This is a genomic window from Streptomyces sp. NPDC052109 (assembly GCF_040680195.1).
GTDB lineage: Bacteria > Actinomycetota > Actinomycetes > Streptomycetales > Streptomycetaceae > Streptomyces.
On the sequence record NZ_JBFAWF010000024.1, the window covers coordinates 26,991 to 52,729 of the forward strand.

Sequence of the window (25,739 nt, forward strand, 5' to 3'; positions counted from 1 at the left end):
CGCGCGTCGACGACGGGTGGATCTGCAGTCAAACTCCGACACCCGATTACGGTCAAGTATGATCAGGCTACGCTCAGTTAACAGCAGATTAAGTCCCGCCCCTCCGAAAGGGGCGGGACGCAGGTGACGCGTGAGGTCACTTCAGCACCGGTTGCGCCGACTCGGGTGACGTACCCCACTCGGACGGGCGCGGGCCGACCGTGAACGCCAGCGAGCGCATGGAGCGCAGCGCGCCCGTCGTCAGATAGGTCCGCCCGTGCGGCGTGCCGTCGGTACGGACGGTCTGGATGTAGCGGTCGGTCGCGGAGGTGCCGGGCGCGGCGATGGTCAGCCGGCCGCCGGGCCAGTACCGGTGGTCCAGGGTGAGGTCGACGCGGTCGAAGACGGGCGTGGACAGGCCCCAGGTGCCGTAGCCGGGCTGGATCGGGAACAGCCCGATGGACGACAGCACGTTCCAGGCGGACATCGTGCCAAGGTCGTCGTTGCCGGTGATGCCGGTGGGCCCGTCGGTGAAGAGCGTCAGGGCCGCGTGCACCACGTCGGTGGTCTTCCACGGCTGACCGGTGGCCAGATAGGTGTACGGCGCGATGAGGTCGGGCTCGTTCATCGGGTTGTACTTGTCGGCGTTGTAGTACGCGTACGCGTCGCCGTGCACCCACACCTCGCGGGCCGTCTTCGCGGGGTCGGCGAGCAGCCGGTCGTAGGCGAAGAAGGAGTCCAGGCGGTCGTTGGCCGAGCGCTCGCCGCCGATGAGCCGCACCATGCCTGGCACGTCCTGCGGCACCAGCCACTGGTACTGCCAGGCGGTGCCCTCGTGGAAGCCGGTGCCACCGGCCGGGTCGGCCGGGCCGGTGAAGGCTCCGGAGGCGTCACGGGCACGGAAGAAACCGGTGCCGGGGTCGAAGATGTTCCGGTAGTTCTGCGCGCGGGCGGCGTAGCGGGCGGCGTCGTCCTCGTGCCCCAGACCGCGGGCCATCTGGGCCAGCATGGCGTCGGCGAGGGCGTACTCCAGCGTGACGGAGGCGCCGTGGTGGTAGTCGGAGTCGCCCATCTTGGCGTAGGGGCGGCCCTTGTCGTACGGGGCGAAGCCGTGCGCGAGGTACTCGGCGTTGGCCTCCCGGCCGATGCCCGGGTAGTCGGTGGGCGGGACCCCGTCGGCGTTCTTCTTCAGCGCGCGGTAGGTCCGCTCCTCGAAGCCCTTGAGCAGCCCCATCTGATAGGCCGTGGTCAGGAACGGGGTCACCGGATCGCCGCTCATGATGTTCGTCTCGACCGGGCCGTAGCCCCATTTGGGCAGCCAGCCGCCGTCCTCGTCGATCGCGACGACCGAGCGGGCCATGTCCCGTGCCTCACGCGGCGCGAGCAGCGCGAGGAGCTGGGCCTGGGTGCGGTAGGTGTCCCACAGCGACCAGTTCTGGTAGTACGTGAAGCCCCGGGCGTGGTGGACCCGGCGGTCCCAGCCGAAGTACCGGCCGTCGGCGTCGCCGCCGACGTTCGGCGCGAGGAACGACCGGTAGAGCGAGGAGTAGAAGGTCCGGCGCAGCGTGTTCGTGCCGCCCTGGACCCGGACGGCGGCGAGCCGCCTCTCCCACTCCTCGCGGGCCCGTTCGCGTACCGCGTCGAAGGACCGGCCGCCCTCGGCGGCCAGGTTCCCGGCCGCGCCGCGGGCGTCGACGTACGACAGGGCGGTGGTCGCCTCCACCGTACGGTCCCTGGTGGTGTCGAAGCGGACGTAGGCGCCGCCGGGTCCGCTGCGGGAACCCGGGGTGACGGTCTGGCCGTCCCAGGTGCCGTAGGCGGTGAAGGGCCGGCTGAAGCGGGTGACCGTGTAGACCGTGTAGGGGCCGGTGTCCCGGCAGAAGCCGTGGCCGGTGATCTCGGTGCGCACGGTGTGGTCGTCGAGGATCTCGACGGTGCTGGAGACCGGCTTGTGCAGCGCCTGGGCGGCGTTCAGCAGGACGTTGGCCTTGTCGGTGGCGGGGAAGGTGTAGCGCTGCACGCCGGTGCGCTCGGTCGCGGTCAGCTCGGCACGGATGCCGGAGGACAGGCCGACGCGGTAGTAGCCGGGGCTCGCCGTCTCGTCCTCGTGCGAGAAGCCGGCCGCGTACCGGGTGTAGTCCGTCTGCGTGACGTCGCCGGTCGTGGGCAGCACGGGCAGGTCGCCGCCGATGCGGCAGCCGACGCCCGAGAGATGGACCAGCGAGAAGCCGCGGACGCGGTTCTGCGTGTAGTCGTAGCCGGTCATGTGCCCGGTGTCCGGCGAGAGCTGCACCATGCCGAAGGGCACGGCCGCGCCGGGGAAGGTGTTGCCCTCGTCCTGGCTCCCGATGAAGGGGTTGACCAGGTCGGTGAGGTGGCCGTCGGTCCGCTCGGCGGCCCGTGCGGTGGGGGTGGCGATCAGCGCGGACGCTGCCATCACCCCGGCCAGGCACAGCCGTGTGCGCCGGGTCCCTCTCATGTCGGATGACCTCCGCAGGTTCGACATCGGTGTCTGAATCCTGAAGGTCGAACGAGTCAGATCCGGGCAAGATACGAAGATCGTGCCGAACGCGTCGCGCCCGGCACGGTGCGGGCAGTGACGGTCCGTCAGAGGCGTGCAGAAGCGGCGCCCGTCCGCACGGCTCCTGTCGCCGGTGAGCTGAACCTGCACGCAGCCTCGCGCCCGCGCCCGCCGGACGGCCCGGTCCATGAGCGTCCGGCCGCCGGGTCCACCACCTTCTCCTCGTCGGCGAGCAGGGCGAGGACGGCGGGCGGGTCCCAGGGGTGTGGGGCGCGTCCGGCTCCCGCCGGTCGTACTCCGTGAGAAAGGGGAACGGGGCTCCGCGGTCGCAGCACGCCCGGCCGGGCCGCGTCGAAGGCCGGCCGCGCCCTGAACGGTCCCGGACCGCGGAACCCTCGGCCGCAGTCGCCGGGAGGACCGGTACTCCCCGGAGCTGAGCCCACCGACCGGGCTCAGCCGCATATCCCACATCGGTGCCGGGGCCGTGTCCCTAGGGCACCCGCTGCCCCTTCCCCAGGGCGATCACCCCGCCCTTGGACACGGTGTACAGCTCCGCGTCCCGTTCCGGGTTGACGCCGATCGTCGCACCGGGCGGGACCTCCACGTTCTTGTCCAGCACCGCGCCGCGGACCACCGCGCCCCGGCCGATGTGCACGTTGTCGTGCAGTACCGAGCCCTGCACCACCGCGCCCGGGTCGACCAGCACGCCCGGGGAGAGGACCGACCGGGTGACCTGACCGCGGATCAGGCAGCCCGCGCTGATGATGGACTCCCCCGCGATGCCGCCCCCGTTGAAGCGGGCCGGGGACAGCTGGCCCGAGTGGGTGTAGATGGGCCACTGGCGGTTGTAGAGGTTGAACGCGGGGCGCTCGGCGATCAGGTCCATGTGCGCCTCGTAGTAGGCGTCCAGGGTGCCCACGTCCCGCCAGTAACCCTGGTCGCGGGTGGTCTCGCCGGGCACGTGGTTGTCGTTGAAGTCGTACAGCTGGGCCTCGCCGCGCGCGGTGAGCTGGGGCAGGATCGAGCCGCCCATGTCATGCACGGACTGCTGGTCCTCGGCGTCCCGGTGCAGGGCCTCGATCAGGGCCTTGGTGGTGAAGATGTAGTTGCCCATCGAGGCGAAGACGGTCTCCGGGTCGTCCGGCAGGCCCGGCGGATCGGTGGGCTTCTCCCGGAAGCGTTCCACCGTACGGCCGTCCGAGCCGGGCGTGATCACCCCGAAGGACGAGGACTCCGCGCGCGGCACCCGGATGCCGGCCACCGTCACGCCGGCGCCGCCCTCGACGTGCTGGGCGAGCATCTGCCGCGGATCCATGCGGTAGACGTGGTCGGCGCCGAACACCGCCACGTACTCGGGCTGTTCGTCGTACACGAGGTTCAGGGACTGCAGGATCGCGTCGGCGCTGCCCAGGTACCAGCGCGGGCCGAGGCGCTGCTGGGCCGGGACCGGGGTGACGTAGTTGCCGAGCAGGCTGGACATCCGCCAGGTGGTGGTGATGTGCCGGTCCAGCGAGTGCGACTTGTACTGGGTCAGCACGCAGATCCGCAGCACGTCCGCGTTGACGAGGTTGGACAGGACGAAGTCGACGAGACGGTAGGTGCCGCCGAAGGTGACGGCTGGTTTGGCGCGGTCGGCGGTCAGCGGCATCAGACGCTTTCCCTCGCCGCCCGCCAGTACGATCCCGAGAACCGAAGGCCCACCACGACGCATGGCCGCTCCCCTCACCCTGGATGAACCATGGATGCCCCGAGCAGACGGGACTAAGCCTGCTTGAGGATCTGCTCGTACAGCGCGGCCGTGCGCCGGGCCACCGCGTCCCAGCCGAACTCCCGGGCCGCGCGCTCCCGTCCGGCCTCCCCCATCCGCCGGGCCGCCTCCGGATCGCCCAGGACGGCGTCCAGGGCCCGGGCGAGACCCGGTTCGAAATCGTCGTCCACATCGACGAGGAGGCCGGTGCGTCCGTCGTCCACGACCTCGGGTATCCCGCCGACCCGTGAGGCCACGACCGGCGTGCCGCAGGCCATCGCCTCCAGATTGACGATGCCGAGCGGTTCGTACACCGAGGGGCAGACGAACACCGCCGCGCGGGTGAGGAGTTGGACGACCTCCGGGCGCGGCAGCATCTGGGGGATCCAGAACACCCTCTCACGGACCCGGCCCAGCTCCTGGAACAGCTCCCGGAACTCCCGGTCGATCTCGGGGGTGTCGGGCGCGCCCGCGCACAGCACGACCTGGACGCCCGGGTCGATGTCCCGTACCGCGCGCAGCAGATGGGGTACGCCCTTCTGGCGGGTGATCCGGCCGACGAACAGGACGTACGGGCGGGCGGGGTCGATGCCGTGCCGGACGAGTGCGTCGGTGCCGTGGTCGGGCCGGTAGAGGTGGGTGTCGATGCCGTTGTGCACGATGTGCACGGCGGCCGGCTCGAGCGCCGGATAGCAGGCGAGAACGTCCTCGCGCATGGCTCCGGACACGGCGATCACCGCGTCCGCGGCCTCGATCGCGCTGCGTTCGGCCCAGCTCGACAACGCGTACCCGCCGCCCAGTTGCTCGGCCTTCCAGGGCCGCAGCGGCTCCAGCGAGTGGGCGGTGACCACGTGCGGGACGCCGTACAGGAGCTTGGCGAAGTGGCCGGCGAGATTCGCGTACCAGGTGTGGGAGTGGACGAGTTCGCGGCCTTCGAGGGCGGCGGCGATGGACAGGTCCACGGAGAAGGTGCGCAGCGCGTCGTTGGTGCCGTCCAGCGCGGGCCAGGGGCGGTGGCGTACGACGCCCACCCCGCGTCCCTCGCCCCAGCAGTGCACCTCCAGGTCGACCAGGGAGGCCAGCTCCCGGGCCAGGAACTCCACATGGACACCGGCGCCGCCGTACACGTCCGGGGGGTACTCCCGGGTCAGCAGTCCCACTCGCACCCGACAACCCCCTTGTACCGGCGGCAGGTTCCCTTTCATGGTCACCCAGATACGGCTCCCGGGGAAGAGCGCGGCGGCCGGGTGAAGCAGCAGTCGCCGCAGACCCCGCCGCCGGGCACCCGGTAGTACAGGCAGCAGCTGCGGCGCCGGAAGGCGGTGCCGGTGCGGGTGCCCGTGGTGCGCAGCAGGGGGTGGGCGAGGAGTTCGTCCGTCAGGGCGCGGGCGCGGCCGCCCACGTCGGTACGGCCGTGGGCACGGGCCCAGCGGTCCAGCTCCCGGTGCGCCCCGGCGAGCGCCGAGCCCGCGTTGCCCCACAGCAGTCCGGGCGCGCTGCCGTAGCGGACCCTCAGGGTCTCCCCCAGGGGTTCCAGGTGTCCGTGCAGCACGGTGCCGGCGAGGGTGGCCGCGTCCGCGGGAAGCGGGCGCAGCTCGGTCAGCCACAGGTCGTCAGGAGCGGAGGCCAGGTGGTCCCACCGCAGCAGGCGCGGGTCGAGGTCGGGCAACCGCCCGTACAGCGCGGCGCAGCCGAGGGCCGCCGACCAGAGCCGGGCGGCCAGTCCCTGCTGGGCGATGGAGGCGGCGACGCGCGGCTCGGCGGTGCGGAGCCGGTCCGCGACCACGGCCACCCGTGCCGTCAGGGCGTCGCGGTGCCTGTCCGGGGACACCCGTGCGTAGGTCTCGGCGAGGGTCGGCAGCCGCGCCGGGTCCGGTCCGCCGGCGGCTTCGGCCGGGCCCGGCACCGTACGCAGCACGAAGAAGCCGCCGAGCGGGCGGAGGGCGGCGAGAGCGGGATCGAGGTGCACGGCAAGTAGAGGTACCAGGCGCGTTCGCGGGCTCGTGCCCGGGGTGTCGTCCTTCCGTCACCCGTCCCGAGGATGATCGCGCAGCCGGTGTACTCCATCGGCAGTAGGAGTCATTGCGTGCTCAGGTACGACGACGGGAAGAGAGCGGGCGGGCAGAGTGTTGGCCATGGAATCCGACCGTACGCCGCGCCGGGCTCAGGGCCCCCGCCTCGCGCAAGGGAGACGCCGATGAGCGCCCTCGCGTTGTCCGTGGTCCTGTCGTTCGTGTCCGCCCTCGCCTACGCGGCCGGCGCGATCGTGCAGGAGCAGGTGGCGGTGTCCTACCCGGACAGCGCGTACCTGCCGCTGCGCCGGCCCGGCTGGTGGGGGGCGATGGCCCTCAACGGTCTCGGCGGCGTGCTGCACGTGGTGGCGCTGGCGTACGGTCCGCTCAGCCTGGTGCAGCCGCTCGGCGCGCTCACCATCGTCTTCGCGCTGCCCATGGCGGCGCTGTTCATCGGCCGCCGGGCCGGGGCGACCGCCTGGCGCGGCGCGGTCATGGCCACCGTGGGCCTCGCCGGTCTGCTGTCCCTGGTCGGTTCCTCCGACACCCGTTCCCTCGACGCGGCCCAGCGGGTGGCGGTCGCGCTGGTCACCGGCGGCGCGGTCGTGGCGCTGATGGGCGCGGGGCGGGCCGCGCACCGGCATCCGGCGGTGCGCAGTGTGCTGCTCGCCACCGCCTCCGGCATCGCGTTCGGCATGTCGTCGGTGTTCACCAAGACCGTCGCCGTCGACTGGACACACGGCGTCGCCCTGGCCGACCTGCCCGCCCTGGCCGCGATCGCCCTGTTCGCGGCCGGCGGTGTCCTGCTGTCCCAGGCCTCCTACCGGGGCGGCGGCCTCGCGGCCCCGCTGGCCACGCTGACCGTGGTGAATCCGGTGCTGGCGGCCGCCGTCGGCATCCTGATGTTCGGCGAGACGTTCCGCTACGGCGGCACGGGCGCGGTGCTCGCCGTGAGCTGCGGGGCGGTGGCGGCGGGCGGCCTGGTCATGCTGACGACCGAACGGATCGAGCGCGCGGACGCGCCCTCCCTGCCGGACGGCGGTCCGGAACCGGTGTCCGCGTCCGTCTCCGCCGCCGCGGAAGAACTGCTCGGCGTGCCGCCGCAGCGAAGGCCGGCGCCGGCCGAGGTGGAGCGGGCCGAGGGCGGCGGCACCCGCGGCGAGCCGATGCTGCGGGAGCTGATCGTGCCCGGGCCCGGCGGCGGGCAGCACGCCGGAGCCGACCGTGTGCTCCCGGCGTCGTTCACCGCGCTGCCCTCGGGCGTCCAGGTCCCGCCGCCGGTCCTGGACGACCTGCGGCGTCCGCCCGTCAGATTCTGACCCCGCCGGCCCGCAGATAGGCGAGCGGGTCGATGTCCGTACCGAAGCCGGGTCCGGTACGCACCTCGAAGTGCAGGTGCGGGCCGGTGACGTTTCCCGTGGCCCCGGAACGGCCGATGCGCTGGCCGGCGGTGACGTCCTGCCCGATCCGCACGGAGATCGCCGACAGGTGGCCGTACTGCGTGTAGCGGCCGTCGGCGTGCCGGATCACCACCTGGTAGCCGTACGATCCACCCCATCCCGCGGCCACCACCTGCCCGGCCTCGGCGGCCTGCACGGAGGTGCCGGTCGGCACGAGGAAGTCGACGCCGGTGTGGTAGCCCTTCGACCAGTGCGCTCCCGCGACGCGGTAGCCCGTGCCGATGGGCGCGTCGACCGGGGCGACGAGCGTGCGGCCGGTGGACTCGGTCCGGTGGGTCGCGGTCCGGTGCTCCGAAGGGGCCTTCCGCCTCTGGGACTTGGTGTCGGTCTTCTCGCGGGACGTGGTGTCGGCGGCCGTGCCGCGCAGGCTGAGCCGCTGGCCCGGCAGGATCAGGTCGGGATCGGCACCGATCGTCGCGCGGTTGCCGGCGTAGAGCCCGCGCCAGCCGCCCCGCACGTGGTGCTCGTCAGCGATCCCGGAGAGTGTGTCGCCGTGCACCACCGTGTACATCTCGGCCCGGCCGGCGCGGGACTGCGGGGTGGTCTGCGGCCGTACGTCCCGTACGGGGGTCTTCCTCCCGGCCTGCGCGGGCCGGGTCGCGGCACTGTCCGGGTGCGCACCGGGGCCGGCCTCCTCCCGGGTCAGCCCGGCCCGCACCGAGCAGACGGGCCAGGCGCCGGGCCCCTGCCCGTCGAGGACCCTCTCGGCGACGGCGATCTGCTGGTCCCGGGTCGCGAGATCGGCGCGCGGGGCGTACCGAGTGCCGCCGTACGCCTCCCAGGTGGACCGGGTGAACTGCAGCCCGCCGTAGTAACCGTTGCCGGTGTTGATGCTCCAGTTGCCGCTGGACTCGCAGGCGGCGACCTTGTTCCAGGTGGAGGCGTCGGCCGCGCCGGCCGCGCCGACGGCGACCAGCGGGATCGCGAGGCCGGCGCCGCCGGCCGTGACGGTGAGTGAGGCGCGGTTGATCCTGTTCGGCTGGTACCGGCGGTGCCGACCGCGTACGGCCATGTCCGATGTCCCCTCGGCATGCGTCAGGAGGGGCAAAAGTAAGCGCGGCGAACAGGCCATGACAAGACGGAAAACCGGCCTCACGCACCGCCCAAGTGGCCGGGAACGGACCCAGCTTGACGTGTATCACCGGAGACTGAGGCGGAAAGCGCCGCCGCCGCGTACACAAGCGTGGCGGGTCGGATGTGCGCTCGCCGTAGCGGCACGTCAGGATGGGCGAGGAGCCGTACTGACGGAGCCGTAGTCACGAGGCAGCTAGGGAGCAGGCGGTATGAGCACTTCAGCGCAGATCGGTGTCACGGGCCTGGCGGTCATGGGCAGCAACCTCGCCCGCAACTTCGCCCGCAACGGCTATACGGTCGCTGTGCACAACCGTACGGTCGCGCGGACGAAGGCGCTGGTCGAGGAGTTCGGGAACGAGGGTGACTTCGTCGCGGCCGAGACCGCGGAGGAGTTCGTCGCGGCCCTGGAGCGCCCGCGCCGCCTGATGATCATGGTGAAGGCGGGCGAGCCTACGGACGCGGTGATCCAGGAGTTCGCGCCGCTCCTCGAGCCCGGTGACATGATCATCGACGGTGGCAACGCGCACTTCGCGGACACCCGGCGGCGGGAGCGGGAGCTGCGCGAGCGGGGCATCCACTTCGTCGGCACGGGCATCTCCGGCGGCGAGGAGGGGGCGCTGCACGGGCCGAGCATCATGCCGGGCGGCTCGACGGAGTCGTACGCCTCCCTCGGCCCGATGCTGGAGAAGATCTCCGCGAAGGCGAAGGACGGAGCGCCCTGCGTCACGCACTGCGGTCCCGACGGCGCCGGGCACTTCGTGAAGATGGTCCACAACGGCATCGAGTACGCCGACATGCAGCTGATCGGCGAGGCCTACCAGCTGCTGCGCGACGTCGCCGGGTACGAGCCCGCGCAGATCGCGGACATCTTCCGCTCCTGGAACCAGGGCCGGCTGGACTCGTACCTGATCGAGATCACGGCCGAGGTGCTCTCGCACGTGGACGTGGCGACGGGCAAGCCGTTCGTGGACGTGGTGGTGGACCAGGCCGAGCAGAAGGGCACCGGGCGCTGGACGGTCCAGATCGCGCTGGACCTGGGCGTGCCGGTGTCCGGCATCGCCGAGGCGGTCTTCGCGCGGTCGCTGTCCGGTCACGCGGGGCTCCGCGAGGCGTCGCGGGGACTGGCGGGCCCGAAGGCCGTGCCGCTCGGCAAGGAGGAGGCGGCGGCCTTCGCCGACCGGGTCGAGCAGGCGCTGTACGCGTCCAAGATCGTGTCGTACACGCAGGGCTTCCACGAGATCGCCGCGGGCAGCGAGGAGTACGGCTGGGACGTCGACCTCGGCGCGGTGGCCTCGATCTGGCGGGGCGGCTGCATCATCCGGGCCGCCTTCCTGGACCGGATCCGCGCCGCGTACGACGCCCGCGCCGATCTGCCGAGCCTGCTGTCGGACGAGACGTTCGCCCGGGAGATCGCCGACGCGCAGGACGACTGGCGGGAGGTGCTGATCGCGGCGACGCGGCAGGGTGTGCCGACGCCGGGCTTCGCGGCGGCGCTGGCGTACTACGACGCGCTGCGGGCGAGTCGCCTGCCGGCGGCGCTGACCCAGGGACAGCGGGACTTCTTCGGGGCACACACGTATCGCCGGGTGGACCGGGAGGGCGCCTTCCACACGTTGTGGGGCGGGGACCGGTCGGAGGTGTCCGCGTAGTCCAGGTGCCGGAAGTTCGTCGGTCCTCCAGGGGTTGTCCACCTGCAGGGGTTCGCGCGCCTGACAGGGTGCGGGGGACTGCCCCGGTGCGGCCACGGGTCCGCCGTGGCGTGCCGCGCAGTTCCCCGCACCCCTTTTGTGCGACTCCCGGTGTTTTCAGGTCAGGGGTGGGCCCGGCTCGGGATTCGGTACGGGCTCCGGACCCGGCGGGATCGGAGACGGCGAGGGCTCCGGCGGACCGGGCGCCGGGGGTACCGGAGGCGGGGTCGGGTCGGGGCCCGGCGGCGGGGTGGGCTGAGGGCCCGGCTGGGGCGGTGGAGTTGGTTGCGGACCCGGCTCGGGCGGTGGAACGGGGCTCGGGTAGGGGTCCGGTGGTGTGGGACCCGGGCCCGGTGTCGGCCCCGGGGGGACCGGGTCGGGATGCGGATTCGTCATGGGGTGTCCTCCGGGCAGTCGCTGAACGTCGCCTCTGGACTACTCCCCCGCCTACCCGACCCCGGCGCGGCCACTCACCCGCCACTCACCCGACAGGAGGAGCCGGTGCCCGTCGGCAGCGGGCGGGATCGCGCCCGCAGCCGGTCCTTCGCGGACGCCGGCGGCGGGGGCTCGTCCGGCCGGGCGACCTGACGCCACATCGCCACGCCGCCAGGCGGCCCGCCGCCCGGTCGTCCTGGGTCCCGCTCCCGCTCTGGGCTCGGCATCGCCCGGACCCGCTGCGGGACTCTGCACGGTCCCGGTCCCGCACCTGGCCAGGCACCCGGCGGTCCGGCCCCGCCGTACGGCAACCTGCGGTCCCGTTCCGGGCCAGGCACCCTGCGGTGCAGCCCCGCCGTACGGCAACCTGCGGTCCCGTTCCGGGCCAGGCACCCGGCGGTGCAGCCCCGCCGGACAGCAACCTGCGGTCCCGTTCCGGGCCAGGCACCCGGCGGTCCGGCCCCGCCGTACGGCAACCTGCGGTCCCGCGCCCGGGGACCCGGAGACCCTTTGATCCGGCATCTACCACGGCACGCTCCCGTCCCACGCCCGACCCGGCACTGGCACCCCCGCCGTACAGCACACCCCCGGTCCCGCGCCCGGACCCGGCACACCCTCGATCCGGCATCGAGCACGGCACGCTCCCGGTCCCGCTCCGGGACTTTGCACGGTCCCGGTCCGGCTCGGGACTCAGAAGGCGCCGGTCCTGCCCCGAGCACGCCACACTCCCAGGCGCGGGGCGGGGCTCGGAACGCCCCGATCCAGCCCCGTGACTCAGGACGATGCGCGCCCCGTCCGGTGCGGTCCGACGGTCAGGCGCCGACGGCCTGTGGGCTGCGCTGCTGGTCCGATCCGGGTACCGGCTCGGACGGGTCGGCGCCGAGGGAGACGATCCGGTTGTCGCCGTCGACGTGCACGACCCGCGGCTTCAGCTCCCGGGCCTCGGCGTCGGTGACCTGGGCGTAGCTGATGATGATCACCAGGTCTCCGGGGTGCACGAGGTGCGCGGCCGCCCCGTTGATCCCGATCACCCCGGACCCGCGTTCGCCCTCGATGACGTACGTCTCCAGCCGGGCACCGTTGGTGATGTCGACGATGTGCACGAGCTCACCGGGCAGCAGGTCGGCGGCGTCGAGCAGATCGGCGTCGATGGTCACCGATCCCACGTAGTGCAGGTCGGCCTGGGTGACGGTGGCACGGTGGATCTTGGACTTGAACAGAGTACGCAGCACTTTGGACTCCTGGAAGACGGCTCCCTGCCTGCTTTGTGCAGGTCAAGGGCGGTCTTCACTGTACACCGGCACGCGTCGGAGTCGATGATTGTGCGGAACATCGCTTCACTCTGCGAGCAGGCTCCCTGCCTGCGCTTCCGTGCGAACCAGGCTGTTGTGACGCCGCCGATCAGACGTCTGCCAGGAAGACCCTCTGGGGACTGATGCTGACCAGACGCCGACTTACTTGACGATACGTCAGTTATGAGAAGTAGGGCGTGACGGTCAGGACGCCGATGCCCGCCGTGACCACGCGTATCGCGGGCACGAGCAGGGGAAACGCCGGGCCGGACGGGCCGAAAGCCGCCTTGCCGAGGATGAGCGACGCCACCAGCGTGACGGAGTGGGACTCGAATCCTCGGACGGCGTGGCGTCCGGCGGGAACTGATCCACGACGCTCTTGCGGCATTGCGCCGGGTTGAGATCCCCCACGGCCTCCAGTGCCTCCGGCAACTCGTCGGGCGCCTGGCGGATCAGGCCGGTCACTCCTTCGTTCAGCCGGGGCATGGCGGTGTCCGAGGATGGTGAGCTCCCCGGTTCGTGTCCCTCGTGGAAGTGAGCTCTCGGGTTCCCCCTTCGCTGCCTGAGATGTCCTGGTCCAGGTTGGCGCCGCACCGGAGGGGAACCGACGGAATGCGAGCGGTCCCGTCCATGCCACGTCATCCACGGCCGCCCTTCCGTTCCGGACAGAGCGTTTTGAACCCCTCACACTCCGACGGAAGAACCACGGAAATCCATCCCATAGGACTGTCAGACGATCATCACCCTCGTCAACCACCGCGCCTCACGGGCTCAGTCCGCGAGGTCGGCCTTGCCGAACAGGACCGCGTAGCTGGAGGGGAGCTGGCTGATTATCTGATTCAGCTCTCCGCCGGTGACAGCGTCGGCGACGGTGGTCAGGACCGCGCTGGCGTCCCACTGCGCCGTACGCGGCCGGGCATGGGTGCGCTCGGCGACCCGGCGGTAGAACTCTTCGATCCCGAAGCTTCGCGCCTGCTGCGGCGCGGCATCGTCCAGGACTTGTCGCAGCGGGCCGGGCATCTGGGATGCGAGGTCCTTGACCTCTCCCGGGCTGATCCGTTGGGCCAGCACTTCCAGCACGGAGTTGGTGACGTCCGCGGCTTCGTCCTGGTCGTTGTATTCGCCTCGCTCGCGCACACGGGCGAGGAATCCGTCGTATTTCATAGCTGACTTCCTTCTGCCTTGGTCACCGCTGGTCATGGGGATCGCCCGGTGCGCCGTCGGGCCGGCCGGGTCCGTCCGCCGGCGCGTAGCTGCCGTTCGCAAGGCCCTTGGCCCGAGACTCCCGCACGGACTCACGCAGGGCACGGCGGAAGCGCGCCGGGGCGGAGCGCGCGGGTTGTCTGTTCGATCTCGTCGTCGAGGCGTTGTTCGGCCATGGCGGACGTACGACTTGCCGTGCCCACGGTGCCGGCCGTCCTCGGCGAGTACAGGGTGCTGCCCGGTCCGGTGCCCGGGCGGTGACGGCGGGCTCCGGCGCGCTGCTACTCCCGGCGGCGGGCGGCGCGGCCGGCGATTTTCAGGACCTCGCACACCGTCAGACAGGCCGAGTTCGCTCCCGCGTACGCCACGAAGAACGTCAGCGAGACCAGCAGGAAGAACCAACCACCAACGGTGGGGAGACGCGTAGCGCGTCTCAGCCGCAGTGAGGGATGTCGAGCCCCACCGGCCCGGCCGCAGTCCCGGATGGGTGCCCGGAACCGCGGCGCTCGCGTCTCAGCCGTTGCTCTCGGTACTTTCACTCGTCTCGCTGATCTCGACGTGTCGCGGCTTTGCGACGTCGGCCTTGGGGACGGTGATGCTGAGCACTCCGTCCTGCATCTCAGCCTTGATCTTGTGGGTGTCCAACTCTCCGGGCAGCCGCAAACGGTACTCGAAGGCTCCGACGCGGCGGGTGCTGCGGCGCAGGACACCCTTGCGCTCCCGCTCCTTGATCTCTCCGGTGACCACGAGTTCGGGACCGTTGGCCTCTACGTCAATGTCCTTGCTCTTCACTCCGGGGAGTTCGATCTCTATGTGGAACGCGTCCTCGGACTCCGACACGTCCGCGAGAGGCGTCCACGCGGCCGCGGGTGCCGCGCCGACCGTCGACTCCAGCAGGCCACTCATCTGGCTGAGCAGTTCGTCGAACTCGACCAGGGGATTGAGAGGGGTGGGTGCCCAGACGGGCCTTTCCTGCAGGCCGCCACCGCGGTGGCGCCGGACGGGCATGGCCATCGCAATCGTCTCCTTCTTCCTTCTCGTGATCTCATCGTCCGCCATGCGTCATGCGAGCCATGCGGACTCCTTGTGACGTATGCGTGGGGAGACGTCCGAGTGGCCCGCGGCAGCTGACGTGCCCGTGGTGCCGGGCACGGCCGCGTGCCCCAGGTGCCGGTGCACGAAGTGGATGGCCATCGCGCCCTCACCGGCCGCGGAGGCCACCCGCTTCACCGAGCCGCTGCGGACGTCCCCTACCGCGAAGACCCCGGGCAGGCTGGTCTCCAGGGTCATGCACGAGCGCCCGCGGCCGTGCCACACCTCGGGGTAGGCGCAGGCTTCCTGGGCCTCCGGCCCGGTGAGGACGAAGCCGCGGGAGTCGAGGGCGATGATGCCGGCGAGCCACTCGGTGTGAGGTTCGGCGCCGGTGAAGACGAACAGGCTCCGTACCGCGAGCCGGCGGTGCCCGCCCGTGCGGTTGTCGACCACGTCGAGCGCCTCCAGCACCTCCTGGCCGATGACCTCGGTGACCTCGGTGTGCAGCATGACCTCCACCCGCGGATGGCGCTCGACCTGGTCGATCAGGTAGCGGGACATGTTGGCCTCGAGGCTGGCTCCTCGGACCAGCAGGTGCACCTTCGGCGCGTACCCGGCGAGGAACAGCACCGCCTGGCCCGCCGAGTTGCCTCCGCCGACGACGGCCACCGGGTCGGTGCGGCACTGCTGGGCCTCGTAGACGGTCGCCGAGTAGTGCACGCTCGTTCCCTCCAGGCGTTCGATGCCGGGCACCTGGAGCCGGCGGTAGCGGGCACCCATGGCCAGGACGACGCCGCGGGCGGCGATCTCGCTGCCATCGGCGAACGCCACGACGTAGTGGTCGTCGTCCTTGGGATGGAGACCGGTCGCCTCCAGCGGAAGGCTGATCCTGGCGCCGAACTTGTCGGCCTGGAGCACGGCGCGTTCGGTGAGTTCGGCGCCGGAGATGCCGGATGGGAAGCCGAGCAGATTCTCGATGCGGGACGACGTGCCGGCCTGGCCGCCGGTGGCCATCGCCTCCACCACCGTGGTGCTCAGGCCCTCGGAGGCGGCGTACACCGCGGCGGCGAGGCCGGCGGGTCCGGAGCCTACGATGAGGACGTCGCCGTGACGGTTTCCGGCGGGTAGTGACGGCAGGCCGATGCGCCGGGCCAGTTCGGCGTTGCTGGGGTTGCGCAACAGGGTGGTGTCCCGCCAGATGACGAGTGGTGTCTCCGCCGGGCCGACACCGAAGCGGCGCAGCAGCTCCTCGGCCTCCTCGTCGGTCTCGAGGTCGATCCAGCGGTGCGGCAGCCGGTTGCGGACGGCGAACTCGCGCAGCCGTCTGGTGTCGGGCGAGTAGCGCGAGCCGATGATGCGGAATCCGGCGCCCTGTCCGACGAGCAGCGCGCGACGGCACAGACAGGCGCGCAGCACGATGTCCCCGATGGTGGAGTCCTGGGACACCAGGTGGCGCAACTGGTCCAAGGAGACGACAAGGACCTCCCCCGGCTCCCTGGCGACAGCGGTGTAGAAGGCCACTTGTCCGTACAGCAGGCCGAGTTCGCCGATGAAGCGACCTGGGCCGTGCACGCGCAGCACGTGCTCCTCGGGAGTGCCGTAGTCCTCGACGACGGCGACGGTACCGCTGAGGACGACGAAGAACGTCTCGCAGCGCTCCCCCTCCCGGATCAGCACGTCGTTCGGAGCCATGGTCCGGCGTTGCCCGTGCTCCGCCAGACGTGCTATCTGGTCCTCCGTGAGGCGCGGATACGCGCCGTAGGTGTCCGGGGTCTCCCAGAAGGCGGCCTCGTCCGTTTTCTCCGGCACCGGTGCCTCGCCCGGCAGCGACTGGTCGCCGGACATCAGACGAACGCCTCGTGAACGTAGCACCAGCGCCATTCCTCGCCGGGCTGGAACGACTGCACGATCGGATGGGCGACGGCAGCTGCGTGCTTGCGCGCGTGCATGTTCGGCGAGGAGTCGCAGCAGCCGACGTGCCCGCAGGTCAGGCAGAGCCTCAGGTGGACCCACGGGGAGCCGAGCATCAGACACTCCTGACACCCTTCTGGGGTCAGCGGCTGGACCGGCCGGACAAGCGCGAGGTGGGGGTCTGCGTGCAGGGTCATCCGGATCACCCTTTCCGGGCGGTGATCGACTGTTCCACCCACCGGCGAAGAGCGGGGGCGGGCGCCGCCCCCGCCTGCCGGGCGACCGTCTCGCCCCGGTCGAGGATCAGCAGTGTCGGTACGGCCTGGACCTCGAAACGCTGCGACAGTCGCGGGTTCTTGTCGACGTCGACCTTGACGAGTTTGATCCGGCCGGCGAGATCGGTGGCGACCTTCTCCAGTGCGGGGCTGACCATGCGGCAGGGGCCGCACCAGGTGGCCCACAGGTCGACCACGACGGGGACGCCGGACCGCTCGGCGACCTCGGTGAAGTCGTCGTCGCCCGCGTCCACCATCCACGGTAGGGGCTGCTTGCAGTGGCCGCACTTGGGGCGGCCCTCCGCGGCCACGGGCACCCGGTTGGTGCGCCCGCAGTGGGGACAACTGACCGTCGTCGCCCGCATCGTGCTCATGCCGCCCGCGCTCCCTTAACGTCCTCGGGCTGGTCGTAGGTGACTACCAGCTCTCCGTGTTCGGCGTCGACGCGGACCGTCGCGCCGTCCTGGACGTCACCGCGCAGCAGGGCGCGCCCCACCATCGTCTCGACCTCGTGGGAGATGTAGCGGCGCAGCGGCCGGGCCCCGTACACCGGGTCGTAGCCCTGGTGGGCGATCAACTCCCGGGCCGCTTCGGTGAGTTCGACGGTGATGCGGCGTTCGGCGAGGCGGCGGCGCAGTTCGTCGAACTGCAGCTCCACGATCCGCTCGATCTGCCGCTCGCCGAGCGGCTTGAACAGCACGATGTCGTCGACGCGGTTGAGGAACTCCGGGCGGAAGTGGCCGCGCAGCTCGCCCATCACCAGGGCGCGGGCGTCCGGCTTGATCTCGCCCTCGGCGGTGGCGCCGTCGAGGAGGTGCTCGGAGCCGATGTTGGACGTCATGATGATCACGGTGTTGCGGAAGTCGACGGTGCGGCCCTGAGCATCGGTGATGCGGCCGTCGTCGAGGACCTGCAGCAGGGTGTTGAAGACATCGGTGTGCGCCTTCTCGATCTCGTCGAACAGCACGACCGAGTACGGCTTGCGGCGTACGGCCTCGGTGAGCTGGCCGCCTTCCTCGTAGCCGACGTATCCGGGTGGTGCGCCCATGAGCCGGCTGACGGTGTGCCGCTCCTGGTACTCACTCATGTCGAGGCGGACCATGTTCTCCTCGGAGTCGAACAGGGCCGCCGCGAGGGTCTTGGCCAGCTCGGTCTTCCCGACGCCTGTCGGGCCGAGGAAGATGAACGAGCCGATGGGGCGGCGCGGGTCGCGGATGCCGGAGCGGGCGCGGATGATGGCGTCGGCGACGAGTTTGACGGCCTCGTCCTGGCCGATGACGCGCTCGCGCAGGATCTCGTCGAGGCGCAGCAGTTTCTCGCGTTCGCCCTCCTGGAGGCGGGCGACGGGGATGCCGGTCCAGGCGGCGACGATCTCGGCGATCTCCTCCTCGGTGACGACCTCGCGCAGCAGCCGGTTCTCCCCTTGTTTGGCGACCAGTTGCTCCTCCTCGGCCTTCAGTCGGCGCTCCAGGTCCTGGAGGCGGCCGTAGCGGAGTTCGGCGGCGCGGTTGAGGTCGTAGGCGCGTTCGGCCTCCTCCGCCTCGTGGCGGACCTGCTCCAGTTCCTGGCGCAGTTCCTGCACGCGGCGGATGGCCTGCCGTTCGGCCTCCCACTGGGCGTGTTTGGCGTCGGCCTCGCCGCGCAGGTCGGCCAGCTCCTTGCGCAGTTCCTCCAGGCGAGTTTTGCTGGCGGGGTCGGTCTCCTTGGACAGGGCCGCCTCCTCGATCTCCAGGCGGGTGACGCGGCGGGTGATCTCGTCGAGTTCGGCGGGCATGGAGTCGATCTCGGTACGCAGCCGGGCGCATGCCTCGTCGACGAGGTCGATGGCCTTGTCGGGCAGGAACCGGTCGGTGATGTAGCGGTGGCTGAGGGTGGCCGCGGAGACCAGCGCGGTGTCCTGGATCTTCACGCCGTGGAAGACCTCCAGGCGTTCGCGCAGTCCGCGCAGGATGGAGATGGTGTCCTCCACGCTCGGCTCGTCGACCAGCACCTGCTGGAAGCGGCGTTCGAGGGCGGCGTCCTTCTCGATGTGCTTGCGGTACTCGTCGAGGGTGGTGGCGCCGATCATGTGGAGTTCGCCGCGGGCGAGCATCGGCTTGAGCATGTTGCCCGCGTCCATGGCCCCTTCGGCGGCACCCGCGCCTACGACGGTGTGGAGTTCGTCGACGAAGAGCAGGATGCGCCCCTGGGCGGCCTTCACCTCGGACAGCACGGCCTTGAGGCGTTCCTCGAACTCGCCGCGGTACTTGGCGCCGGCGACCAGGGAGCCCATGTCGAGAGCGAACACCGTCTTGTCGCGCAGGCCCTCGGGGACGTCGCCGCGAACGATGCGCTGGGCCAGGCCCTCGACGATGGCGGTCTTGCCGACGCCGGGATCGCCGATGAGGACGGGGTTGTTCTTGGTCTTGCGGCTGAGGATCTGGGTGACACGGCGGATCTCCGCATCACGGCCGATGACCGGGTCCAGCCGCCCGGACCGAGCCTCGAGGACCAGGTCGCGGCCGTACTTCTCCAGAGCCTCGTAGGCCACTTCGGGGTTGGCGGAGGTGACGCGCTGGTTGCCGCGGACCTGGGTGAGCGCGCTCAGGAACGAATCCCGGGTCACGCCGTGCTTCTTGAGCAGGCGTCCGGCGGCGGTCGCCGAGCCCTCCTCGGCCAGGGCGAGCAGGAGGTGCTCCACGGACACGTACTCGTCCTTGAGGCGTTTGGCCTCTCTCTCGGCGGCATCGAGCAGGCGGGACAGGCGCTGGGTGACGAAGACCTGGCCGGGTGCCGCGCCGGGACCGGTGACCTTCGGGCGGCGGGAGAGTTCCTCGCGCACGGCCGCGCGCAGCTCCTTCGGCTCGGTGCCGGCCTGTTGCAGCAACCGTGGGATCAGACCGCCCTCCTGATCGAGAAGCGCGAGCAGCAGGTGTTCCCCGTCGACCTCGGTCTGCCCCATGCCGACGGCCGCGCTCTGGGCCTCCTGGAGGGCTTCCTGGGACTTCTGGGTGAGACGGTTCATGTCCATGGGGGTGTTTCACTCCTCGTGCCGCGGCCGCGCAGGGCGGCTTCGAGCAGGCTGATGCGGTCGAGCAGGTCGAGCACCAGGCCGATGGATGCGTAGTTGAGGCAGAGTCCGGTGCGCAGCCGCTGGATACGGGCGAGAACCGCCGGGGCCGTGGGGTCGAACACCAGTCGCCCCGCGGAGTCGTGTTCGGCGTCGACCAGGCCGAGGGCGACGAACCGGCGGATCAGATCGGGGTGGAGGCCCGAGCGAAGGGCCACGGCGGCCAGGGAGAGCCTGGGGACGGGGACGAGCGCGTACCGGACGGCCGTCGAGGCGGTGATGTCGGTGTCCGTTCGTACCGGACGGGCGCCCACGCCGGCCCGGCCGATGCCTCCCGCTCCCGCGGGTCGGTCGTTCATCGCGTCCTCCTGGGGTCGAACGAGGAAGTGGCGGCGAGCTCCTCGAACAGTTCGCGCTCCCGGTCACCGAGGGAGGGAGGCACCATGACGCGAAGTTCGGCGTACAGGTCGCCGTTCGCGCCCCGAGGGTTCGGCATGCCCTCGCCGCGCAGCCGCAGCCGCCGGCCGCTGGACGAGCCCGCAGGCACCGTGACCTTCGCCGTGCCGCCGCCGGGCGTGGGCACCGGCACGGTCGCACCCAGGGCCGCCTCCCACGGGGTGACCGGGACCTGGACGTGCACGTCACGGCCGTCCAGCCGGAACCGGGGGTGGGGCTGGATACGCACCCGCAGGTACAGGTCGCCCGCGGCGGCGTCACCACTGCCCTGGCCACCCTCACCCGCCAGCCGGATGCGCTGCCCGTCGGTGACGCCCGGTGGCACGTCGACCTCGTACCGCCGCGGCTGCCCGGTCGGACCGGCGAGTGTGACGGTGCGACGGCCGCCTCGGTACGCCTCCTCGACAGTGAGCGGCAGTTCCGCCTCCTGGTCCGCTCCGGGGACGCCGCCTCGGACGGCGCCGGCTCCGAACATGGAGCCGAGCAGGTCCTCGATGTCGATGCCCTCCGCGCCGAAGTCGTCGCCGAAGCCGGTGGCGTACCGGACGCGAGGACCGGCACCGCCTGCGGTCCTCCGACCGCGGAAGCCGCCGCCCGCTCCTGCCGCGACCCGTTCGTCGAAGTCCTCCGGGATCTTCCGGAAATCCTCGCCGAAGCGGTCGTAGCGGGCCCGGGTCCTGGGATCGGACAGGACGCTGTATGCCTCGTTGAGGTCCTTGAAACGCTCCTCCGCCTCGGGGTCCTTGTTGACGTCTGGGTGGTACCTGCGGGCGAGTTTGCGATATGCCTGCTGGATCTCGTCCTGGCTCGCGGCCCGCGACACGCCCAGCACCTCGTAGAAGTCCCGTGCCATGACCGGTCACTCCCGCTTCGCGACCGTCACGGCGGCGGGCCTGAGCTGCCGTTCGCCGTCCCCGTAGCCGGGGCGCAGCACCTCGACGACGGTGCCCGGTGGGGCGTCGGGGTCCTGGACGACGCCGACCACCTCGTGCCGGGCCGGGTCGAAGGCGACGCCGGTCTCCGCATGCCGCGGGTAGCCGAGCAGTTCGAGGACGTTCACCGCCTGGTCGCGTACGGCCCGGATGCCCTCCACGATCGCGCCCGGATCGGCGCCGGCGTGGGTCAGGGCGAGTTCGAGGTTGTCGAGGACGGGTAGGAAGGCGGCCGCCGTGCGGGACCGCTCGACCGCCCGTTCGCGCTCCAGTTCCCTGGCGTGACGCTTGCGAAGGTTGTCGAGGTCGGCGAGTGCGCGCCGCCAGCGGTCCTCCAGTTCCTGGATCGCGGTCGTGTATTCGTCCTCGGCAGGCGCGGGGCCGGCGGCATCGGGTCCCGGTTCGCGGTTCGCCGCTTCGGGCCGGGGCGGGCCGGGTTGGGGCAAATCCCCGCGAGGAGGAGGTCCGGCGCCTTCCGGGACCCGTACGCCCGGATCCGACGCGGCCCGGTCGGGTTCCTGGGGGTGGGTGGGCATGGCGCGCCTCAGCTCTTGTCGAACTCGGCGTCGATGACATCATCGTCACTGCCACCGCCACTCGCGGGACCGCCGGTGGCGGCGTCCTGGCCGGGACCGCCCCCTGTGGCGGCGGCGCCCTGATGGGCCGCCAGCCCGGCGAGTACCTGCTGGAGTTCGGAGGTCAGAGGCCGCACGCGCTCCACACCCGCCTCTTCCTTGACCGCCGCCCGGGCGTCGGACACGAGCATTTCGGCGCGTGCCTTCTCGTGCGCGGGCGCTGCGTCACCCAGTTCGGCGAGGCGCTTCTCGACCTGGTACGCGACGGCATCGAGTTCGTTGCGGGCGTCGACGGCCTCGCGGAGTACCTGGTCCTGGCCCCGGTTGCGCTCGGCCTCCTGGACCATACGTTCGACCTCACTGCGGTCCAGGTTGGAGCTCTCGCTGATGGTGATGCCCTGTTCCTTGCCGGTGTCCCGGTCGCGGGCCTTGACGTTGAGGATGCCGTTGGCGTCGATGTCGAAGGTGACCTCGATCTGTGGTTCGCCCCGCGGCGCCGGCCGGATGTCGGTGAGCTGGAACCGGCCCAGCACCCGGTTGTCGGCGGCCCGCTCGCGCTCGCCCTGGAGGACCACCACATCGACGGCCGGCTGGTTGTCCTCGGCGGTGGAGAAGGTCTCGCTGCGGCGCACGGGGATGGTGGTGTTTCGCTCGATGATCTTCGTCATCACTCCGCCGCGCGTCTCCACGCCCAGCGACAAGGGTGTGACGTCGAGCAGCAGGACGTCCTTGACCTCGCCCTTGAGCACCCCGGCCTGGATCGCGGCGCCCAGGGCCACGACCTCGTCGGGGTTGACGCTCATGTTGGGTTCCTTGCCGCCGGTCAGCCGGCGGACCAGAGCCTGGACGGCGGGGATGCGGGTGGAGCCGCCGACGAGGATGACCTCGTCGATGTCGCTCTCGCCGACCTTGGCGTCGGCCATGGCCTGCTGGACCGGTCCCAGGCAACGCTCCACCAGGTCGCCGGTGATCTGCTCGAACGTGGACCGCATGATCGAGTCGGTGAGGTGCTTGGGGCCCGAGGCGTCAGCGGTGATGAACGGCAGGCTGACCTGCGTCTGCGTCACCGAACTGAGCTCGGTCTTGGCCTTCTCCGCCGCCTCGAACAGTCGTTGCAGCGCCTGCGGGTCCTTGCGCAGGTCGATGCCGTTCTCCTTCTGGAAGTCGTCCGCCAGGTAGTCCACCAGACGCCGGTCGAAGTCGTCGCCGCCCAGGTGGCTGTCACCGGCGGTGGAGCGCACCTCCACCACGCCGTCGCCGACGTCGAGGATGCTCACGTCGAAGGTGCCGCCGCCCAGGTCGAAGACGAGGACGGTCTCGTGCTCCTTCTTGTCCATGCCGTACGCGAGGGCGGCCGCCGTCGGCTCGTTGATGATCCGCAGCACCTCCAGTCCGGCGATCCGTCCGGCGTCCTTGGTGGCGGTGCGCTGAGCGTCGTTGAAGTAGGCGGGCACCGTGATGACCGCCTCCGTGACCCGCTCCCCCAGCTGCTTGGACGCGTCGTCGGCGAGTTTGCGCAGCACCTGTGCGCTGATCTCCTCAGGCGCGTACAGCTTGTCGCGCACCTTGAAGCGGGCCGCCCCGCCGTCGCCCTCGACGACGTCGTACGCCACCGCCCTGGCCTCGTCGGAGATCTCGTCGAAGTGCCGGCCGATGAACCGCTTGGCCGAGTAGATGGTGCCCTTGGGGTTGAGGATCGCCTGGCGCCGGGCCAGCTGGCCCACCAGACGTTCCCCGGTGTCGGTGAAGGCCACCACGGACGGTGTCGTGCGGTTGCCCTCGCTGTTGGGCACGACGGACGGCTCGCCGCCCTCCCACACGGCGATCACCGAGTTGGTGGTGCCCAGGTCGATGCCCACTGCCTTGGCCATGAGGAACTCCTCCCGGTGCAGCGCCTGCGTCGACTCTCCGGATCACGTTCGCTCAGGTAGAGGTGGGACTCCGCCTGTTTCCCACAGGTGCGCACGGAGGGTCTCGAGCACTCCCCAGGGTGACGAACCGGGTGGCTCCACGCCTGCGCCTGGCGAGTCAGGAATGCACGGGTCCGGTCGCCCCACGAGGACGAGACAAAGCACCCACACGTCTCGGGTAGCCGGTCCGGGAGCGGGTACGCGAAAGCCGCTCACCTCCGAAGGACGGAGTGATCCCATGGCCGGCAGACGGGCATCCAGCCCGTACCACCGCTACTCCGATCGAAAGGGCAGCCTTCCGCGGGGCAGCGTCGGGCGACACCCCACGGCCGCACGCAGGGGGCCCCGCCCACCCGCTCGCACCCCAGCCGACCGTGACCCCCGCGGCCTGATGGCGCTCTCCCGCTCCCTGTTCGACGCCCCGGACGAAGACGAGATCCTGCGCCTGGCCATGGACCACGTAGTGGCCGCGGGGCCGTACCGCGCCGAGGCCGGATACCTCAATGTGGGCGGCGACCTGGTCCCCAGCCCGAGGAACAGGCAGCCGCATGCCTTGGCCGTGGGCCGGAGGGTGCGGGAGCTGGCCGGGCAGGACGGCAACGTGATCGTAGCCGGCAGGCCCTGGGGCCGGGCCCTGGGGCTACGGGGACCTGGGGGACTCCACGGCTACCTCGTGGTCACGTCCCGCTCCCGGCCCACCGGGGCCGAGCGATCCCTGCTCGCCCTGCTCGTCCGGCACACCACTGCTGCACTGTCGGTCGCCTTCGCACACCGCCGCCAACGCGAGGACGCGCTGGAGCTGCGCCGGCTCAGGGAGGAACGCACAGCCCTCCAGCGGCAGCTGATCTCTGTGGTGGCTGAGCTGGGCTACGAGCGAGCCGTTCACGCTCTCATGGCCGACGTCGCTGCCTCGGGTGGCGGCGACGAAGCTGTCACCCGCGCACTGCACGGGCTCACGGGACTTCCCGCGCTGGTCGAGGACCGCTTCGGTCGGCTGAGGTCCTGGACCGGCCCCAGCCGCCCCATCCCTTATCCCGAACCGGACCCTGTGCGCCAGGACGAAATGCTGCACGCCGTCGCCAAAGAGACCGGGCCGGTGCGGATAAGGGACCGGCTGATCACCCTGATCCGCCCGCACGGCGAGATCCTGGGCGTGCTGGCCCTGGTCGATGCCCGGGACGAGGCCGACGAGCACACCGTGCTCGCGCTGGAACAAGCCGCCGCGTCGCTCGCCCTGGAAATGACGCACCTGCGCAATCTGGCCGAAACGGAGCTGAGGCTGCACCGCGAGCTGGCCGACGACCTCCTGGCAGGGACGGACGAACCGAGCGCCTACGCCCGGTCCGAGGCAGTCGGACACGACCTGCACCGCAGCCACTACATCGTCGTGGTGCGGTGGTCGAACCGGACCGCCGACGATTCCTTCGCACGGACCGTGGAGCGGGCGGCCTCTGCCGTGGGCATGCGCTCGCTGCTGACCCGCCGCTCCGACCACGTCGTCCTCATCGCCGACGAGAGGCCGCACGCCCGCGCGCTGTACGAGGCGCTCGCCCGGGAGACCGGAACACGGTCCGGGGCGATCGGCGTGAGCGCCCCTTCCGACTCCCTGAACGACATCCCCCACCACTACCAGGAGGCGCAGCGCGCCCTGGTCGTGCGCCGCCACTCCCGCGAGCGCTACGGCACGACGTTCTTCGACGAGCTCGGCCTCTACCGCATCCTGGGACCCGGCAACGACTACCGGGAACTGGAGACGTTCGTCGACGAGTGGCTCGGGCAGCTCATCGACTACGACTCCCGGCACCACACGGCCATGGTGGAGACCCTGTCCCGGTACTTCGACTGCGGCGGCAACTACGACGAGACCGCCGACTCCCTCGCGATCCACCGCAGCACCCTGCGCTATCGGCTCCAGCGCATCCGCGACATCAGCGGCCACGACCTCGCGAACGTCGAGGACCGGCTGAACCTCCAGGTGGCGACCCGAGTGTGGAAGATCGTGCTGGGCGGACCGGGCTGACGCCTCACTGGAGCTTTTGCGCCGAGCGGTGTCAGTGGCAGTGGGGCGGGCTGCCCCGCTACAGCGCTGCAGTGGGTGGGTGGCCCTTCCTCGGATTGATCCAGCGAGGTCGCGTCGCGCCAGAAGATGGGGGCCTTGGTTCCTCACCGCCCTCCCTATGACCGGCGG

The 25,739-nt window shown here is 71.2% G+C and carries 20 protein-coding genes; 3 read left to right on the forward strand and 17 right to left on the reverse strand.

Translation table 11 applies throughout. The features are described 5' to 3' along the window. Window positions 1-136: 136 nt before the first annotated feature. From AB0L59_RS34310 to AB0L59_RS34325, 4 genes are all read right to left on the reverse strand, one after another. A complete protein-coding gene (locus AB0L59_RS34310) occupies window positions 137-2,458 on the reverse strand; it encodes a GH92 family glycosyl hydrolase (protein ID WP_365590574.1) in 2,322 nt (773 codons plus the stop codon). Window positions 2,459-2,990: 532 nt separating this feature from the next. Next, complete coding sequence (glgC, locus tag AB0L59_RS34315; RefSeq protein WP_365590575.1) at window positions 2,991-4,211, reverse strand: glucose-1-phosphate adenylyltransferase; 1,221 nt, start codon at window positions 4,209-4,211, stop codon at window positions 2,991-2,993. 50 nt (window positions 4,212-4,261) lie between these two features. Further along, window positions 4,262-5,413, reverse strand: coding sequence for a glycogen synthase (gene glgA, locus AB0L59_RS34320; RefSeq protein WP_365590576.1), 1,152 nt, complete (start codon window positions 5,411-5,413; stop codon window positions 4,262-4,264). A 41-nt stretch (window positions 5,414-5,454) separates the two neighbouring features. Then, window positions 5,455-6,216: a (2Fe-2S)-binding protein gene (locus AB0L59_RS34325; protein WP_365590577.1), complete on the reverse strand. Its 762-nt coding sequence runs from the start codon at window positions 6,214-6,216 to the stop codon at window positions 5,455-5,457. A gap of 228 nt (window positions 6,217-6,444) precedes the next feature. Between AB0L59_RS34325 and AB0L59_RS34330 the strand changes: the two genes are divergently transcribed. Then, on the forward strand, window positions 6,445-7,578 hold the full coding sequence (locus tag AB0L59_RS34330) for a DMT family transporter (RefSeq protein ID WP_365590578.1): 1,134 nt from the start codon (window positions 6,445-6,447) through the stop codon (window positions 7,576-7,578). Here AB0L59_RS34330 and AB0L59_RS34335 read toward each other — a convergent pair. Further along, window positions 7,568-8,731: a transglycosylase family protein gene (locus AB0L59_RS34335; RefSeq protein ID WP_365590579.1), complete on the reverse strand. Its 1,164-nt coding sequence runs from the start codon at window positions 8,729-8,731 to the stop codon at window positions 7,568-7,570. The two genes, AB0L59_RS34330 and AB0L59_RS34335, sit on opposite strands and share 11 nt — an antisense overlap. Before the next feature lie 271 nt (window positions 8,732-9,002). On the opposite strand from AB0L59_RS34335, the gene gndA reads away from it, so the two are divergent. Then, complete coding sequence (gndA, locus tag AB0L59_RS34340; protein WP_365590580.1) at window positions 9,003-10,442, forward strand: NADP-dependent phosphogluconate dehydrogenase; 1,440 nt, start codon at window positions 9,003-9,005, stop codon at window positions 10,440-10,442. Between the two features lie 1,286 nt (window positions 10,443-11,728). On the opposite strand, the gene panD is transcribed toward gndA, so the two are convergent. The 12 genes from panD to dnaK all read right to left on the reverse strand — a co-directional run bounded on the left by panD (window position 11,729) and on the right by dnaK (window position 23,512). Continuing rightward, on the reverse strand, window positions 11,729-12,148 hold the full coding sequence (panD, locus tag AB0L59_RS34345) for an aspartate 1-decarboxylase (protein WP_365590581.1): 420 nt from the start codon (window positions 12,146-12,148) through the stop codon (window positions 11,729-11,731). A gap of 241 nt (window positions 12,149-12,389) precedes the next feature. Then, complete coding sequence (locus AB0L59_RS34350) at window positions 12,390-12,518, reverse strand: hypothetical protein (protein ID WP_365590660.1); 129 nt, start codon at window positions 12,516-12,518, stop codon at window positions 12,390-12,392. Between the two features lie 461 nt (window positions 12,519-12,979). Further along, window positions 12,980-13,372 (reverse strand): DUF2267 domain-containing protein, encoded by a 393-nt coding sequence (locus AB0L59_RS34355; RefSeq protein ID WP_365590582.1) that lies wholly within the window; start codon window positions 13,370-13,372, stop codon window positions 12,980-12,982. Between the two features lie 552 nt (window positions 13,373-13,924). After that, entirely contained in the window at window positions 13,925-14,425 is a 501-nt protein-coding gene (locus AB0L59_RS34360) for an Hsp20/alpha crystallin family protein (RefSeq protein ID WP_365590583.1), read from the reverse strand. A 48-nt stretch (window positions 14,426-14,473) separates the two neighbouring features. Then, window positions 14,474-16,288 carry an FAD-dependent oxidoreductase gene (locus tag AB0L59_RS34365; RefSeq protein ID WP_365590584.1) on the reverse strand — a complete coding sequence of 605 codons (1,815 nt, stop codon included), beginning with the start codon at window positions 16,286-16,288 and terminating at the stop codon, window positions 14,474-14,476. Beyond that, a complete protein-coding gene (locus AB0L59_RS34370) occupies window positions 16,288-16,551 on the reverse strand; it encodes a UBP-type zinc finger domain-containing protein (RefSeq protein ID WP_365590585.1) in 264 nt (87 codons plus the stop codon). Before AB0L59_RS34370 ends, AB0L59_RS34365 begins: the two co-directional genes overlap by 1 nt. Before the next feature lie 5 nt (window positions 16,552-16,556). Then, window positions 16,557-17,003, reverse strand: coding sequence for a thioredoxin (gene trxA / locus AB0L59_RS34375; RefSeq protein ID WP_365590586.1), 447 nt, complete (start codon window positions 17,001-17,003; stop codon window positions 16,557-16,559). Beyond that, window positions 17,000-19,639, reverse strand: coding sequence for an ATP-dependent chaperone ClpB (gene clpB / locus AB0L59_RS34380; protein ID WP_365590587.1), 2,640 nt, complete (start codon window positions 19,637-19,639; stop codon window positions 17,000-17,002). Before clpB ends, trxA begins: the two co-directional genes overlap by 4 nt. Further along, window positions 19,630-20,037, reverse strand: a complete 408-nt coding sequence (locus AB0L59_RS34385; protein ID WP_365590588.1) for a chaperone modulator CbpM — start codon at window positions 20,035-20,037, stop codon at window positions 19,630-19,632. Before AB0L59_RS34385 ends, clpB begins: the two co-directional genes overlap by 10 nt. Further along, complete coding sequence (locus AB0L59_RS34390; RefSeq protein ID WP_365590589.1) at window positions 20,034-20,987, reverse strand: J domain-containing protein; 954 nt, start codon at window positions 20,985-20,987, stop codon at window positions 20,034-20,036. Before AB0L59_RS34390 ends, AB0L59_RS34385 begins: the two co-directional genes overlap by 4 nt. Window positions 20,988-20,993: 6 nt before the next feature. Further along, on the reverse strand, window positions 20,994-21,602 hold the full coding sequence (gene grpE / locus AB0L59_RS34395) for a nucleotide exchange factor GrpE (protein WP_365590590.1): 609 nt from the start codon (window positions 21,600-21,602) through the stop codon (window positions 20,994-20,996). A gap of 8 nt (window positions 21,603-21,610) precedes the next feature. Beyond that, the gene (dnaK, locus tag AB0L59_RS34400; RefSeq protein WP_365590591.1) at window positions 21,611-23,512 is read right to left on the reverse strand and encodes a molecular chaperone DnaK; all 1,902 of its coding nucleotides are present in this window, start codon (window positions 23,510-23,512) and stop codon (window positions 21,611-21,613) included. Between the two features lie 430 nt (window positions 23,513-23,942). On the opposite strand from dnaK, the gene AB0L59_RS34405 reads away from it, so the two are divergent. Next, window positions 23,943-25,571, forward strand: coding sequence for a helix-turn-helix domain-containing protein (locus AB0L59_RS34405; protein WP_365590592.1), 1,629 nt, complete (start codon window positions 23,943-23,945; stop codon window positions 25,569-25,571). Window positions 25,572-25,739: the final 168 nt, after the last annotated feature.

Excerpts from the sequence above, each read along its gene's own strand:
- AB0L59_RS34310 (WP_365590574.1), bottom strand. The coding sequence starts at position 2,458 with ATGAGAGGGACCCGGCGCACACGGCTGTGCCTGGCCGGGGTGATGGCA.
- glgC (WP_365590575.1), bottom strand. The coding sequence starts at position 4,211 with ATGCGTCGTGGTGGGCCTTCGGTTCTCGGGATCGTACTGGCGGGCGGC.
- AB0L59_RS34330 (WP_365590578.1), top strand. The coding sequence starts at position 6,445 with ATGAGCGCCCTCGCGTTGTCCGTGGTCCTGTCGTTCGTGTCCGCCCTC.
- AB0L59_RS34335 (WP_365590579.1), bottom strand. The coding sequence starts at position 8,731 with ATGGCCGTACGCGGTCGGCACCGCCGGTACCAGCCGAACAGGATCAAC.
- gndA (WP_365590580.1), top strand. The coding sequence starts at position 9,003 with ATGAGCACTTCAGCGCAGATCGGTGTCACGGGCCTGGCGGTCATGGGC.
- AB0L59_RS34355 (WP_365590582.1), bottom strand. The coding sequence starts at position 13,372 with ATGAAATACGACGGATTCCTCGCCCGTGTGCGCGAGCGAGGCGAATAC.
- AB0L59_RS34360 (WP_365590583.1), bottom strand. The coding sequence starts at position 14,425 with ATGGCCATGCCCGTCCGGCGCCACCGCGGTGGCGGCCTGCAGGAAAGG.
- AB0L59_RS34365 (WP_365590584.1), bottom strand. The coding sequence starts at position 16,288 with ATGTCCGGCGACCAGTCGCTGCCGGGCGAGGCACCGGTGCCGGAGAAA.
- AB0L59_RS34370 (WP_365590585.1), bottom strand. The coding sequence starts at position 16,551 with ATGACCCTGCACGCAGACCCCCACCTCGCGCTTGTCCGGCCGGTCCAG.
- trxA (WP_365590586.1), bottom strand. The coding sequence starts at position 17,003 with ATGAGCACGATGCGGGCGACGACGGTCAGTTGTCCCCACTGCGGGCGC.
- clpB (WP_365590587.1), bottom strand. The coding sequence starts at position 19,639 with ATGGACATGAACCGTCTCACCCAGAAGTCCCAGGAAGCCCTCCAGGAG.
- AB0L59_RS34385 (WP_365590588.1), bottom strand. The coding sequence starts at position 20,037 with ATGAACGACCGACCCGCGGGAGCGGGAGGCATCGGCCGGGCCGGCGTG.
- AB0L59_RS34390 (WP_365590589.1), bottom strand. The coding sequence starts at position 20,987 with ATGGCACGGGACTTCTACGAGGTGCTGGGCGTGTCGCGGGCCGCGAGC.
- grpE (WP_365590590.1), bottom strand. The coding sequence starts at position 21,602 with ATGCCCACCCACCCCCAGGAACCCGACCGGGCCGCGTCGGATCCGGGC.
- dnaK (WP_365590591.1), bottom strand. The coding sequence starts at position 23,512 with ATGGCCAAGGCAGTGGGCATCGACCTGGGCACCACCAACTCGGTGATC.
- AB0L59_RS34405 (WP_365590592.1), top strand. The coding sequence starts at position 23,943 with ATGGCGCTCTCCCGCTCCCTGTTCGACGCCCCGGACGAAGACGAGATC.